The organism is Bacteroidota bacterium (genome assembly GCA_016713765.1).
In the GTDB taxonomy this organism is placed as follows: Bacteria; Bacteroidota; Bacteroidia; order AKYH767-A; family 2013-40CM-41-45; genus Pollutiaquabacter; species Pollutiaquabacter aromativorans.
On the sequence record JADJON010000001.1, the window covers coordinates 2,578,776 to 2,593,491 of the forward strand.

The 14,716-nt window shown below is 50.9% G+C and carries 13 protein-coding genes; 9 read left to right on the forward strand and 4 right to left on the reverse strand.

Annotation, left to right across the window (positions count from 1 at the left end; all coding sequences use genetic code 11):
- The first annotated feature begins 1 nt into the window (after nucleotide 1).
- The 4 genes from IPJ96_10080 to IPJ96_10095 all read left to right on the forward strand — a co-directional run bounded on the left by IPJ96_10080 (nucleotide 2) and on the right by IPJ96_10095 (nucleotide 4,893).
- Complete coding sequence (locus tag IPJ96_10080) at nucleotides 2-991, forward strand: glycosyltransferase (GenBank protein MBK7910698.1); 990 nt, start codon at nucleotides 2-4, stop codon at nucleotides 989-991.
- Complete coding sequence (locus tag IPJ96_10085; protein ID MBK7910699.1) at nucleotides 988-1,914, forward strand: glycosyltransferase family 2 protein; 927 nt, start codon at nucleotides 988-990, stop codon at nucleotides 1,912-1,914. The genes IPJ96_10080 and IPJ96_10085 overlap by 4 nt, the downstream gene beginning before the upstream one ends.
- Nucleotides 1,911-3,134 (forward strand): hypothetical protein, encoded by a 1,224-nt coding sequence (locus tag IPJ96_10090; GenBank protein ID MBK7910700.1) that lies wholly within the window; start codon nucleotides 1,911-1,913, stop codon nucleotides 3,132-3,134. The genes IPJ96_10085 and IPJ96_10090 overlap by 4 nt, the downstream gene beginning before the upstream one ends.
- 538 nt (nucleotides 3,135-3,672) lie before the next feature.
- Nucleotides 3,673-4,893, forward strand: coding sequence for a glycosyltransferase family 4 protein (locus tag IPJ96_10095; protein ID MBK7910701.1), 1,221 nt, complete (start codon nucleotides 3,673-3,675; stop codon nucleotides 4,891-4,893).
- Between the two features lie 43 nt (nucleotides 4,894-4,936).
- Here IPJ96_10095 and IPJ96_10100 read toward each other — a convergent pair whose 3' ends face one another.
- Entirely contained in the window at nucleotides 4,937-6,295 is a 1,359-nt protein-coding gene (locus IPJ96_10100; protein MBK7910702.1) for a hypothetical protein, read from the reverse strand.
- On the opposite strand from IPJ96_10100, the gene IPJ96_10105 reads away from it, so the two are divergent.
- Nucleotides 6,294-7,565 carry a glycosyltransferase gene (locus IPJ96_10105; GenBank protein MBK7910703.1) on the forward strand — a complete coding sequence of 424 codons (1,272 nt, stop codon included), beginning with the start codon at nucleotides 6,294-6,296 and terminating at the stop codon, nucleotides 7,563-7,565. The genes IPJ96_10100 and IPJ96_10105 overlap by 2 nt on opposite strands.
- Here IPJ96_10105 and IPJ96_10110 read toward each other — a convergent pair.
- A complete protein-coding gene (locus IPJ96_10110) occupies nucleotides 7,562-8,026 on the reverse strand; it encodes a 23S rRNA (pseudouridine(1915)-N(3))-methyltransferase RlmH (protein ID MBK7910704.1) in 465 nt (154 codons plus the stop codon). The genes IPJ96_10105 and IPJ96_10110 overlap by 4 nt on opposite strands.
- Before the next feature lie 140 nt (nucleotides 8,027-8,166).
- Between IPJ96_10110 and IPJ96_10115 the strand changes: the two genes are divergently transcribed.
- The 4 genes from IPJ96_10115 (at nucleotide 8,167) to IPJ96_10130 (ending at nucleotide 11,248) form a co-directional block, all read left to right on the forward strand.
- Complete coding sequence (locus IPJ96_10115) at nucleotides 8,167-8,556, forward strand: DUF4783 domain-containing protein (protein ID MBK7910705.1); 390 nt, start codon at nucleotides 8,167-8,169, stop codon at nucleotides 8,554-8,556.
- Between the two features lie 123 nt (nucleotides 8,557-8,679).
- Complete coding sequence (gene nadC, locus IPJ96_10120; protein MBK7910706.1) at nucleotides 8,680-9,516, forward strand: carboxylating nicotinate-nucleotide diphosphorylase; 837 nt, start codon at nucleotides 8,680-8,682, stop codon at nucleotides 9,514-9,516.
- A gap of 6 nt (nucleotides 9,517-9,522) precedes the next feature.
- On the forward strand, nucleotides 9,523-10,473 hold the full coding sequence (locus IPJ96_10125) for a YihY/virulence factor BrkB family protein (protein MBK7910707.1): 951 nt from the start codon (nucleotides 9,523-9,525) through the stop codon (nucleotides 10,471-10,473).
- A 13-nt stretch (nucleotides 10,474-10,486) separates the two neighbouring features.
- Nucleotides 10,487-11,248: a hypothetical protein gene (locus tag IPJ96_10130; GenBank protein ID MBK7910708.1), complete on the forward strand. Its 762-nt coding sequence runs from the start codon at nucleotides 10,487-10,489 to the stop codon at nucleotides 11,246-11,248.
- On the opposite strand, the gene IPJ96_10135 is transcribed toward IPJ96_10130, so the two are convergent.
- Both IPJ96_10135 and asnB read right to left on the reverse strand, forming a co-directional pair.
- A complete protein-coding gene (locus IPJ96_10135) occupies nucleotides 11,245-12,714 on the reverse strand; it encodes an oligosaccharide flippase family protein (GenBank protein MBK7910709.1) in 1,470 nt (489 codons plus the stop codon). The genes IPJ96_10130 and IPJ96_10135 overlap by 4 nt on opposite strands.
- A gap of 13 nt (nucleotides 12,715-12,727) precedes the next feature.
- A complete protein-coding gene (asnB, locus tag IPJ96_10140; GenBank protein MBK7910710.1) occupies nucleotides 12,728-14,614 on the reverse strand; it encodes an asparagine synthase (glutamine-hydrolyzing) in 1,887 nt (628 codons plus the stop codon).
- Nucleotides 14,615-14,716 lie beyond the last annotated feature (102 nt).

A 14,716-nucleotide genomic window follows, 5' to 3' on the forward strand; every position in this document is an offset into this window, starting at 1 on the left:
GATGGTGTTACCTCGAATTTCAGTCATTACACCCTCGTTCAATCAAGGAGACTTCCTTGAGGAAACGATTGTATCAGTTTTGCAACAAGGCTATCCCAATCTCGAATACATCATCATTGATGGTGGCAGCACCGACCGATCTGTGAGCATAATCGAGCAATACCAGAACCGACTTCATTATTGGGTGAGCGAGAAGGATTCCGGCCAAAGTGAGGCGCTGAACAAAGGTCTGCGAAAGGCGACAGGGGATATTATCGGTTGGCTTTGCAGTGACGATCTTTACTTACCCGGGACCTTCGAGAAGGTAATCCGGTTATTCGAGGAACATCCCAGCGCCGGAATGTTACACGGGAAATCGATTCTCTTCGGAAAAGGAAAAAAGGATCTGATAAAAGGCGCTGAGCCGCATGACCTGCATTTACGTTACTTTTCCGTAATACCATTCCCACAGCCTTCTTCTTTCTTCACGAAGACAGCGATTGCTCATACCGGACTGCTCGACGAATCTCTTCATTTCGGAATGGATTACGACCTACTCATTCGGATAGCCGGTCAATTCGACATCATTCGAACCGATGAAGTTCTGTCGAAATACAGGCTTCACAGTTCCAGCAAGACGGTTAGCCAGCTACCTAGATTCGCCGGCGAATGGGCAAGGGTGTTTTCCCGCTTCCTCAATTCTACAGATATCCCCGCTTCAACCCTCAGCCTACTCTCTGAAAACGGCTTCTATTTTCCAAATGAACCTTCCATCCGAATCAAACATCAACTTCTTAAAGAGGACATTGATCTCATCGTCACCTACTTTCTCTTCTACCAATTGATCATCTACTATGAGGTACTTGACATGCAAATGGTTAAACATATTCTCGAAATGATTCATACACTCTCCCCTTCATTTTACAGCAAAATGAATCTAAAGCGCATCGCTGTACGCAGTCGGTTCTTACCACCAGTACTAATCCAACTGTTCCGAGCAATTGCACGATGACACCGTCGACGGAAGCACTTCCTTATTTCTCCATCGTCATACCATCCTATAACCGGATCAGATTTCTGCCGGAGACCATTGATTCGATCCTGAAACAAACTTGCCAGGATTTCGAAATACTGGTAGTCGATGACGGAAGTACCGATCATACTCCTGAAATAATCCGGAATCGGTACAACCAATTTCCGAACTTACGTCTTATTGAACAGGTGAATTCCGAACGGGGTACCGCCAGGAATAACGGATTCAGGCTCGCTAAAGGAAAATATGTGATCTTTATTGATTCGGACGACATGATGTTGCCTGAACATCTTGAGACTCTGAAAGCCTATATTGACCAACTGAAACAGCCCAGATTCATCGCCACGAAATTTCTTTTCTTACGAAACGGGAAGACACGCTTTACCAAAATCAATTCTCTTCCAGAAGGCTGGTACGATTACAAATTGTTCCTGTCTGGCAACCCGATGGGCTGCAATGTCTGCGTACGCAGGGATAATCCGAAATTGCATCTATTTGAAGAAGATCGTCGGTATGCGATCAAAGAAGACTGGATGTTCTTCTTGCAGAATCTCCGACACCAGCAACTCTACTTAATCAACAAATCGACCATCCTTATGAATGATCATGATGACAGGTCGATGCGTTCGGACCACACCATCATCATTCAAAAAACCAATGCTGCAGTCGAGTGGCTCCTACAAAAAGTAAATCTATCTGCGGAGGAAATCCGACAGCTTCAAGCCCATGCCGCGTATTTTTCAGCTATACATTACTACATTGATCATCGTTTGGACGCGGCAAGAGAGCAGCTTCGTCAGGCTTCTCGCATCGGAGGCTGGAAAAGGAAGTATCTTGTGCTATACGTTAAATGCCTGATGGGACATCAGGTAGTCGAACAAATAAAGAAACTCCGGACGTGAAAAAAACGAAGAATATACTGGTTATCACCTACTGGAGCTACAAGGATGCCCTGATTCAGGCTTACACCCTGCCTTACCTACACCTGTTCAACGGCATCCTCCCGCCGAACCGGTACATTTATCTGGTGACACTCGAACAAAAGCACCTTCATCTGAATGCGAATGAACGTTCTCAAATCCGACACCGCTTGCGTTTGCAAGGGATTAAGTGGATCGACTTTCATTATTACCGTTTCGGAATCCTCAGTTTCCTCAATTGGATCCCAATTCTGCTGAGACTTTGCCAATTGGCCATCTTCCGCAACGTGAGCCATATCCATGCCTGGTGTACGACCGCAGGTGCCATCGGCTACGTGGTATCTGTACTCACCCGAAAGCCGCTTATCATGGATAGTTACGAACCACATGCCGATGTGATGCTAGAGACAAAGACTTGGACTGCCAATTCACCAGCCTATCGCATTCTAAAGCGATTCGAGAAGCTTGAAGGACAGCATTCCAGGACCCAGATCTGCTGCACAGAAGACATGACGGATTATGCCCGAAAATCACTGGGAATCACCCTCAGGAACCCGGTGGTCAAACCTGCTTGTGTAGACCTGGACAGGTTCAGTTTTACCAATCGAAAGAAGCCTTACCTCCTTCATAAGCTGGCGCTGGAAAATAAAATCGTCTGCGTTTATGCAGGCAAGTTTGGCGGACTCTACCTTGAACAGGAGGTCTTCGACTTTTTCAAGGTAGCTTCCGAGTACTGGGGGGACAGGTTTAGGGTCCTTTTGCTAACGAACGAAAAGGAAGAGAACCTCGATCGCTGGATGAAGGCATCCGGTCTCGATCCAGTCATCGTCAAAAAAACTTTCGTATTTCACAGCAGCATTCCCGATTACATCGGCTTGGGCGATTTCGCAATCAGTCCGTACAAGCCCGTTCCTTCCAGGAAGTATTCGGCTCCGATCAAGAATGTGGAGTACTGGTCACTTGGGCTCCCTGTAGTCATCACCAAGAATATTGCCGATGACAGCAAAATCATCGCGGACAACGAAATAGGTGCAGTACTGGAAAATTTGCATACCGAAGATTACCGCTCAGCCGTAATTACCATCGATCGCTTGCTGAACACCTTTACCATTCGTCAACTTTACGATAAGATCAGGCCGATCGTGGAAAGCAATCGCAATTTTGGCGTCGCCCGAAAAGTATATGAAGGCATTTATTCCTGATACAACAGGAACTGTAACCCCTCGCTCCGTCGAACTCCTTCCATTGGTATCCTACAACTACTCCAAGCATTCAACCGTCGAGAACAATTCCGTCCGGGAATCGTCGGAGTATTCATCGAAACCAATTACTTCATCAAAAGAGGCATCAATAAGGGCGTGAAACGAATTGCCCATCGCCTCAACGGCAGGTTGTTAGATTTTGGATGCGGCAACATACCATAACAGGACATGTTTGTCGTCGATGATTAACCACGCAGTCCTAACTTGTTCCAACCAACTTTAACAAAAGAAGAGAAATTAAATACTCAAAGCTAGAATTATCCTTAGTATACGTGGCATGGATTCGCTGCGTTCTGAAGAAGAAAAGTGCAACCTAAATCGGTGCAATGATTGGATCTACTATGGAAAAATAGTTAAACTGAAGCCTTTATCAATTACGAAGTTAAACTACTTTTACCAAAACATGCACATCTTACGCGGTCCTCATGACAAAAGGGAGTTTCTTTAGCCACAATCAAATTATTCCGATTTTTCAAAAATGAAGATCTTGTACTTGACGTATGATGGACTATCAGACCCGCTTGGGCAGTCTCAGGTCATCCCTTACATCGTCGGGTTGAGTAAGCGGGGTCATAAGATTGTGGTCCTAAGCTCGGAGAAGAAAGCTCCTGCCGAACTACTGGCAACTATCCGGAAGAACTTGGAAAAACATCAAATTGAATGGCATTCAATTACTTATACGAAGCGCCCTCCGGTGCTTTCAACTATCTACGACGTCTTGAGGATGACCCTTCGCAGCATCAGGCTAAATAAGGTTCACCGTTTTGGAATAGTCCATTGCCGTAGCTATATCACTTCACTTATTGGATATTACCTAAAGAAGTCGCGTGACATACGTTTCATTTTCGACATGCGGGGCTTTTTCGCTGACGAACGAATCGACGGTGAAATGTGGGATCAGAACAAGTTCATTTACAGGCTTATTTACAGCTTTTTCAAGCGGTTTGAAGCAAAATTCCTCAATGCAGCCAGCTACACCGTTTGCCTTACCGAATCTGCCCAAAAAGAAATTTGGAGTTGGAGGTCAATACCCCGCCAACCGATTCGAATTAAAGTAATTCCATGCTGTGTGGACACCACGATATTCGATCCCGAAAAAGTGGAACCGCAATCCCGTAGCCAACTGATGGACGAGTTAAATATAAAGCCAGATGACATTGTCCTATCCTACATCGGAGCAATCGGAACCTGGTACCTTCTGGATGAAATGTTAGAGTTCTTCCGAAAACTGAAGCAATCCTATCCGAATGCGAAGTTCCTCTTCGTAACACACAAGGAGCAACAAGATATCAAAGCACGCTGGGGAAAGAATGGATTGAATCCGGAAGATTTGATCATACGAAGCAGCAATCACCAACAGGTTCCCTGCCTCCTATCCTTATCGCACCTTTCTATCTTTTTCATCAAACCGGTCTACTCGAAAATTGCATCATCCCCCGCAAAGATGGCTGAAATCATGAGTATGGGTATACCTGTTCTTTGTAACGCCAACGTCGGTGATACCAGCGAAATCATCCAAAAGACGGGTACTGGGGTTGTAGTGCAGTCCTTTTCAGAGATGGATTACGATTTCATAATCGAACAAATCCCGCAACTGTTATCGATTCCATCACAAAAAATCCGGAATGCAGCCATTGAGCATTTTTCCCTTGATGTTGGCGTTTTATCATACGAACAAGTTTACAAATTAGCCCAATAGTTCAGATACTCCACGGAAAGGAAGTTGGATAACTGATCGTGGTTTAAATCCCCTCTTCCTGAAGCGTTTTTTTTCGGCGCTCAACTTTCATATCCTTATATGTATTGTTGATAATGAAAAGGCTTATGACAAAAAAAGGAATCGCCGGGATCTTGTAACGCACAAGGCTTCCGAAATTCGAAGTCGTCAGTCCTACCGCAAACGAAAAGAACAGGCTGAAGAAAATCGTAAAGAAGAGGATCCGGTGGCGGAACATCAGTCTGAACAAATTATACACCCGCAAGAGGAGCAGAATATAGATCGTCATCGAGAGCAGGATCAGATTCTCGATCCCGGAGAAGATCATGGCAAAGTTGTTGGCCTCCCAGAGATAGGGGCGGAACAAGGTTGCATTGATGGCAGCCGGAACTTTCGAAAGAATACCTCCGATCGTTGGGTCAAAATCGCCGATATCGAATGAGGATCCCTGGTAGCGTTCGTTCTTCAAGTCAAGGTTCGTCACCACCGCCTTTTCCAGTACGTTTTCCAAGGCATATTCTCCCAGGAATACACTCATTTGCCGCAGCATGAAGTAACCTGATAAGAGAGACAACATGATGATGATCGGAGTCGTCATCGATTTCACAAGTTGATTGTTTACCTTGGAGATGCCGACACCCGCGAACCAGAGGATCGATCCCGGCAACAAGGCAAAGAAGATATATGGCTTTATGTAGATCAGCAGCATGGAAGCCACCAGGATGAGGAATAGGTTCTTGGTTACCTCTTTTCCCCGCGTCAGAATCAGGGAGTAGGAACTTGTAAAGAGACAGACTGCAGAAAATGTGATCGTATCCTTCAATAAGCCGGACCCCCAGAAGAAAACCGAGGGTACAAACAGGATAGCAAAAGCAAATTGCCTGGTGAGGTGCGGGAATTCGTGGATAAAAGTCTGATACATACGCCAGATCGACCAATACGAGACCCAGGCCAACAGCATGGTCTGAGCGATGAAACTCTTAAAGGTCAACAGACAAAATATCCAGGTGAGCTTTACGACGATGATCGCGTGCTTGTCAGAAAAGTAGATAGGGAAACCCGTATCGGAATCGAACCTCCACCAGGTCTCCGGGCTGGGGCCGATCATAAAATCCAGGATCGCCTGCGGGTCCTTCAGGAAGAGATTGGTGACGCAAGTATTGTCGTTGTAATAATTCAGGGTATCACCACCGCTGTAATAGACCACATAGATCAGACATACCAGGGTGCCACCGATCAGTTTGACGACCAAACCGGGAACATAATAGCGATAACTCGGATTGGTTTCGATATTTTTGACCCGCCTGCTGTTGGTGACGAAAAAGATAACCATCAACAACAACGGTGGAACGACCAGGTCGATAACCGACAGGTACTGAATCATGGGCTACGAATTTAACAAAAATAACGAATCACCCCGGAAATCAGCTCCGCGCATCCTGTACCTGACATACGATGGTCTGACGGATCCACTGGGGCAGTCGCAGGTCTTGCCTTACATGATCGGACTGAGTGAACGCGGTTATGCGATCACCATCATCAGCTCTGAGAAACCGAACCGCTGGGAACAGATCGATCAATTGAAGGAGTTGACCACCGCATGCGGGATCCATTGGATACACATCCCCTATACCAAGTCCCCTCCTATCCTGAGCACGCTGTATGACCTGTGGAAGATCCGCAGGATCAGCAAACGACTTTGCCTCCAGGAAAAATTCGAGATCGTACACTGCAGGAGTTACATCACCTCCCTGGTGGGATTGTGGTTGAAGCGGCGATTCAAACTGCGCTTCATCTTCGACATGCGCGGATTCTATGCGGATGAACGAATCGACGGCGGCATGTGGAATCAGCGCAAACTTATTTACAAATGGATCTATCGCTTCTTCAAGAACAGGGAGTCGGCTTTTTTGGAAGAAGCCGATTCCACCATCTGCCTCACCCAGGACGCCTTTAAAGAGATCCGGACCTGGAGAAAGATCGATCACCGACCGATTCCCATCCAGGTGATCCCCTGCTGTGTCGACCCACAACTATTTCACCCGGAGCAGGATATCGTAGCCCAGGCTTCTGCACGCGAAATACTGGGGTTAGCCGGCAATGAACTGGTTCTCTCCTACGTCGGAGCAGTGGGCACCTGGTATCTGTTGGATGAGATGCTGGACTTTTTCAAGCGCATGCTGATCGTTTATCCGAACGCACGCTTTCTGTTCATCTCGCACGAGGATGCTGCCATGATCCGCAGCAAGGCCAAGGCCAGGGAAATCCCCGATTCCAGCATTCTGATCCACCAGGTGCCGCATCATCAGGTACCCGTTTACCTCTCGCTCAGTCATGTCTCCATTTTCTTTATCAAACCGGTCTATTCCAAAAAAGCATCTTCTCCGGTAAAGCTCGGCGAGATCATGAGCATGGGCATACCGATCATCTGCAACTCGAATGTCGGCGATACGGATCGGATCATACGGGAATCCGGTGCAGGAGCCATCGTCCGATCCTTTTCGAACGACGACTACGATTTTGTCATTCACGATTTGCCCCGATTGCTTCAGCTACCGAAGCAAGGTATACGACAAGCCGCTGTACAGTTGTTTTCCTTATCGAAAGGCGTAGACCAATATCACCAGGTATATCAAAAACTGATTGAGCACTAGACATGGTGATACGACTCACCCCGCCGTATCGTCATGGCCCGGTACACTTGCTCTAACAGAATCACCCGGACCATCTGATGGGTGAAGGTCAGTTTCGATAGGCTGAGCGTCAGCTTCGCTTTCTCCCTGACCGAGGCCGATAAGCCATAAGCGCCCCCGATCACAAAGGCAAACGAAGAAATGCCGGCATTCATCCGTTTCTCAAGCAATTCGGCAAGTCCAACGGAACTGCACGTTTCACCGTGCTCATCGAGCAGGATCAGCCAATCTTTCGGCCCTATCGCTTTGAGGATCGCGTTCCCTTCCTCCTCCACCTGCCGGACCGGCTCACGGTTGGTGGAGCCCGGTACTACGACGATCTCGACTGAAGCATAGTGTTCCAATCGCTTGCTGTACTCCTGGATACCTTCCTGCAGCCACCGCTCCGTGGTCTTTCCGACAAAAACGAACCTGAATTTCACGCTTCAAAAATACGTTTCCTATCCACAGGCCGGGTTGGAAAACCGACCGGAATGGCCGCATAAGAGCCGGTTTTGGCTGTATCTTTCGCTGACTGATCTACATCTTGCATGGCGTGGTATTTGCCATTCACCCAACAACCATGAAAGTCCGGTTTCTGTTCCTGTTCCTCTTGCTGTTCGGATCTTCTTCCGCCCGTACACTCGACCTTTACGAGGAAATCGCCAATGCCATCCGGAGCGGCGATGCCAGGTCGGTGGCCGCATACTTCGGCCCTACCCTGGATCTCACGATTCTCGAACAGGAGGAGGTCTATTCCAAAGCACAGGCCGAACAGGTTTTGCGGGATTTTTTCCAGAAAGACCCGCCAAAGTCGTTCCAGGTCGTTCATAAAGGGGCTTCCCGGGAAGGTTTGCAATACGCCATCGGCACCTTGCAGACGGCCAGCGGTAAGTCTTACCGAACTTCGTTCTATATCAAATCAACCAACGGGAAGAATTTCATCCAGGAATTACGATTTGAAACAGAATAGGTCCAACGATTCCGTATTTACTTCCGGCCGCTTCACAGCGGCCGGAACTGTTTATGGTCCGGAACCTTATTTTTGCACCCGATGACTCCGACTACCCCCTTCCCGGATACTTCTCCTTCAGGTCTGTCCATTCCCGATTTCATCCGACAGGCACTGGCGGAAGATATCGGTGACGGCGACCATACTTCACTATCCACTATTCCCGCCGATAAACAGGGTAAAGCCCTGGTTCGGGTGAAACAGGACGGGATCATTGCCGGACTTGTACTCGCCGACCAGATCCTGAATACCGTCGACCCTACCGTCATCGTGAAGGTCCTATCGAATGAAGGACAGTCCGTTTCGAACGGGACCGTGGTCATGGAGGTGGAAGGCGCTGTGCGATCGCTTCTCATGGCCGAGCGCCTTTTGTTGAATTGCATGCAACGCATGAGCGGGATCGCAACCATGACCCGGCAGTTCGTCGAGGCCGTGGCCGGTACCGGCGCCATCATCGTGGATACACGCAAGACCACTCCGAATTTCCGCCTGTTTGAGAAATGGGCTGTCTTGCTGGGCGGCGGACAAAACCACCGCTTCGGCTTGTTCGACATGATCCTGATCAAGGACAATCATGTCGACGCGGCGGGAGGCATTCGTCCCGCGATCCGTCGCGCGAACGACTACCTCCGTTCCACCGGCAGACAGTTGCCGATCGAAATCGAAACGCGCAATGCAGCGGAAGTGGAAGAAGTGCTGGCAGAAGGTAATGTGCAACGGATCATGTTGGACAACTTCACAACGACCGACCTTCAGGCCGCTGTAGCACGCATCGCGGGCCGATTCGAGACCGAGGCTTCCGGTGGTATCAACTTGCAAACCGTCAGAGGATTCGCCGAGACCGGTGTGCAGTTCATTTCCGTAGGCGCCCTGACGCATAGCTACCGCAGTCTCGATATCAGCATGAAAATCCTTCGTTGACCGCTCATGACCCTTCGGAAATTATCCAGGAAAATCCTCCGAAAGATCCTGACCTCGGGTCCGGTCAAATCGGGTGTCGCGTATTCCAAACGCGTGGCGCTACCCGGCTTTGACAACATGCCCCTGTACGATGTCGCCGATTTCTTCTTCACCGGCATTCAAAAAGGTTCCATCGTGACCCGGGCGCAATCACTGGCCTTCAGTTTCTTTCTGGCTACGTTCCCGGCTATCATCTTTTCCTTCTCCCTGATCGCTTACATCCCGATCAAAGGCTTTCAGGAGTCGCTGATCCGGCTGCTGTTGGAAACCCTTCCTCAGGACGCGAAAGACTGGACGCGGGAGACGATCGTCGACATCGTACGGATCCAGCGCGGCGGGTTGCTCTCCCTCGGTTTCCTCCTGGCCCTGTACTTCACAACGAACGGCTTCATGACCATGATGCGGGGATTCAACTCCTCCTATCACATCCTGGAAACGCGACCGCCCTGGAAGCAACGCCTGGTCGCGCTGGTGCTCACGCTCCTGTTATCGACCCTGGTGATCATCGCCACGACCCTGATCATCTTCAGCGAGGTGGCTACGAAGTTTCTGGTAGCCAAGCACATTCTGAAATCCAACACCCAGGTGGTCTTGCTCCTGCTGGGAAAATGGACGGTTGTGCTCGCGCTCTTCCTGATCGCGATCTCGTTCCTGTACTACTACGCGCCGGCTATCCGGAAACGCTGGCGTTTCATATCGGCCGGCTCCACCTTCGCGACCATCGGCACGATCGTCGTATCCACCGGATTCGCCTACTTCGTCAATCACTTTGGCCAATACAACAAGGTTTACGGTTCGATCGGTACCATCATCGTCATGATGATCTGGTTTTATTTCAACGCGCTGGTATTGATCCTCGGATTCGAGCTGAATGCCAGTATTGAAAACGCCAAACGCCAGGTCAAACGCGTATTCTGAAATCGTCCACGACATGCGCCGCCAACTACTGCTGATTTTACTTCTTCCCGCTTCGCTGGTGCTTGCTCAAACTCCCGAAGCCGATCTCAAAAAAGCGTTGGTACTGAAAGACCAGAAACGCTGGGAGGAATCGCTTGCCATCTTCCAGCAACTGCTCAAATCCGATTCGACGCGGGTCCCTTACCTCACCAACACCGCTTATCTCCTGTGCAAAGCCGGGAATCGCGAGACGGTTGATGAAAAACGGCAGTCGTATTTCCGCAAAGCGGAATACCTTTCCCGAAAAGCGATCGCCTTGCAGGCTACGGATGCTGAAGCGCACTACAACTACGCACTGGCCCTGGGTCGTATCAATGAAAACGCTTCCAGCAAGCAGAAGATCGCCAACGCAAAGGTGATCCGCAATGAATGCGACCTCGCATTGAAATATGATCCGAAACTGGCGGGCGCCTGGCACATCCTGGGCCGCTGGCACCGCACCGTGGCCGGTTTCAATTTTGTGGAAAAGGCGATGATCAACACCCTCTTCGGCGGTGTACCGGAGGGCGGGTCCTATGAATCGGCGATCGATTGCTTCAGTAAAGCCGTGCAACTGGAACCCGAAGTCATGCTACACAAGATCGAGTTGGCACAAACGTATGCCGATCGGAATCAAGGCAAAGACGACGTGCTGGCCAGGGTGTGGTGCAAGAAAGTACTGGACCTTACGGAGCGGGATGATGATGACCGCGATTGTGTCAGCCGGGCCAAAGCCCTGTTGGCGAAACTCGATTAAGGCTTTCTTTCCCAGGGAAGGTACCGGTGGAATTCCGGCACCACGTTCCACACGTAAATCGCTCCGCCATAGCACAGGCTAAGGACTGAACATCGGAATGCGATATCCATCCACCGGTTTTGCAGGTGCGGGATCAGCAAGGCGATGGCAAAGCTCAGCAAGAGGATCAACAGCACTTTCAGGTTGCGTTTATCAAACGGTTGCAAGCCGAAGAACTTCCAGACTGAAATGAGCAACAGCAGGTTGTAGGCGATCGAGGCTAATGATGTGGCAAGCGCCGCGCCCAGCAGGCCATAAGCCGGGATCAGCAGCATTTGCAACACCACGATCGCGATAGCCAGGAAGATGAGGAAGAAAGCTCCCCAGCGATAACGCTCGGAGTTGAACAGGATCGGGGCATTCAGCCCGGTGGCCATATTGAAGACCGTGGCGACGGAGATGATCAGGATGACGGGCGCGCCCAATTCATAACCTTCAGGCAGAAAGGTAAACAAGGAGGTGGTGTTCGCGTTGATCATCAGGAATAACCAGCCTCCGAGGAGGAACAGGTAGACAGCGGACTTATGGTAGATCGAATAGATCTCCTGGCGGTCGTTGCGCGCCCAGGCGAAGGATATCTTGGAAGCCGCGATCTTTTCAAACGCGTTGAGCGGCGCCTCGATCACGGTCGGGATGAACGCGGCAATGGTGTAAATACCTACAAACGACAACGGCATGAACTTACCGATCATGATGCTGTCGAAGTATTTCAAACCGATTGAAGCGACGGACGCGAACCAGAGCAACAATCCGAACCGGATGAGCTCGGTGAACTTTTTTTCCCGGAACACTTGCCAGTCGATCCGGAACCCTGGGCGATCGAATTGAAATATGTAAACCAGCAAAGTCACCATCTGGAATCCATACAAGGCGACGAAGGCGGCGATGAATCCATCCAGGTCGAGCCAGCGGAGGAAGTAAATGCTGACCAGACCGATGGTCAATACGCGGATCACGACATCGTTCAGAAACGCGGGGATGGTCGACTTCAGGTTGGCCTGGCACCAGGCGGTCAGAACCGAGATGAACGAATTGAAAAAGATCAGCGGGAACACCCAGTCGAAGTACTCCAGAAAAAGCGGCGACTCCCGCCGGTATTGGTTCAGGAAAAAGTCGCGGAAGATCCAAAGGATGGCGCCTGCCAGCAGAAAGCCCAGCAGTGGAAACAAGCTGGCGAATGCGAAGAACCCGTGGTGCTTCCGCTGTTCATCCTTGAAGGTCGGGAAGTACCGGATGATGGCATTGCTGATGCCCATCGGGACAAACATGGCGACGATCAGCGAAAACGAATACAGGATCCGGGTAAGGCCCAGTTCTTCCTTGGTTAAGAAGTGGGGTTGAATCAGGATCAGGTTCACGAAACCGATGACAATACCGAGGTAACCGGTGATCGTGTTCTTGATGCCTTGACGTTTGATGACTCCCATCGGTTCCTTTCCATTACCGCATCCAGCGGTCGTACCAGGTTTGAAACATGAGAACGTACCACAACCGCTCGAAATTCTCCAGTCGGCCGGCGAGGTAAGCCGACTTCAACCGACCGACCTGCCTGGGATCCAGCAAGCCGTGATCGAACGATCCTTCGCGCAAAGCATGTTCGAGGAATGGACGAAGATCCGTTTTCAACCAGTCGACCAGCGGGACGCCAAAACCCATCTTAGGGCGCTCCATCAGTTCACGCGGTATGTGCCGGTGGACGATCTTCTTCAACAATATTTTCTGCGCGGATTCGTCCATCTTCCAGCGGGACGGCAATCGTCCCACCCATTCCGCAATGCGGTGATCGAGGAACGGCTCGCGGCCTTCGAGGCTGACGCTCATCGTCGCACGGTCGACCTTTTGCAGGATATCCTCGACGAGGTAGGTTTGGTATTCCAGCGTGAGCACCTGTTGCAGCGGCTCCGGGATCCGGGCTAGCTCCGCACCCGCGTCAAACCGCGTGGCTAAGGGCTTCACCGGTAAGCCGATCAGTTCCTGTGCTTCGGTTGCGGTATACGTCTCGTTGATGATGCGAAACTGGCTGGCGGCGTCACCGGCCCGCAGGAACTCCCGGAGTTTCTCCCGACGGTCTGCGCGCGACAGGTCCCGCCCGGAAGCGATCGGCAACAGAGCCGAAGCGGACTTCCGCAAGGCAACCGGGATCCCGGAGAGCCGGTTGAGATAGCCCATGCTCTTCCGGTGCCGGGGATAACCCGCGAAAAGTTCGTCGCCACCGTCGGCCGAAAGCGCGACCGTGACCTGCTTGCGCGCGATCGAACTGACCAGGGTCGTGGGGACGGCCGATTGGTCTCCGAACGGTTCATCGTAGATCTCGGGAAGGCGCGGCACGATCTCCATGGCTTCCCGGTAAGTACAGAAGTGTTCGTAATGATCGGTGCCAAGATAACCGGCGACCTTCTTCGCGTGCGCGGCCTCGTTGAAACGTTCGTCTTCAAAGCCGATGGTGAACGTACGAATCTTCGACCCCGTATTGCGTTGCAACAACGCCGCGACGCAGGAACTGTCGTAGCCACCGGAAAGAAACACGCCGACCGGCACATCCGCGATCATCCGGTACTGAAAGGCTGATACGAGCAGGCGCTCCGTCTCCTCTTCCACTTCCGCATCGCTCATGACCGGAGCAGGCTGCTGCACGGCATCAGCAAGATTCCAATATTGACGAAGCGTTATGCTGCGGGACGTGAGATCAAGTTCCAGCCAATGAGCCGGTGGCAACTTGAACGTATTCCGGAATATTGAATAAGGAGCAGGAATATAGCCGAAGCGGAAGAAGAGTCCGAGCGCTTCGGGATCCAGCTCCTTCCTGAAGTCCGGATGTTGGTGAAAACTCTTGAGTTCGGAGCCGAAGAGGAACAGTTGTTCGTTCCAGTAATAGAACAAGGGCTTCACTCCCGCCCGATCGCGCAGGAGGGTCAGTTTGCGTGTGGCCGGGCGATACCAGGCAATGGCGAACATCCCGATGAAACGATCGACCGCGGCCAGTCCCCAGGCCCTGAGGGCGTGCAGGATGACTTCCGTATCGGAATGGGAATGGAACGTATGACCGGCGGCTTCCAACTCCGACCTGATCTCCCGGAAATTGTAAACCTCGCCGTTGAAGGCGATCCACGAACCGTCGGCCGGATCGCGCATCGGCTGGTGGCCGGCCGGGCTCAGATCGATGATGGCCAGACGGCGGAATCCCAGACCCACCGAAGCAGCAGGATCGCTGAAACACTCCAGCCCTTCATCGTCAGGGCCACGGTGAACAATGGCGTCCGCCATTCGCTTCAGCGTCTCTGGTCCCGAACGGCCGGAGAAGTCCACAAAGCCCGTAATACCGCACATAATTGGGGTAAAGCTAACCAATTAGGATAGGAGTACTTGCCGGTAAAATCGCTATTTTCACAGCCGTTTTACACGATTTTCCTGACAAACAGGAAACCACAC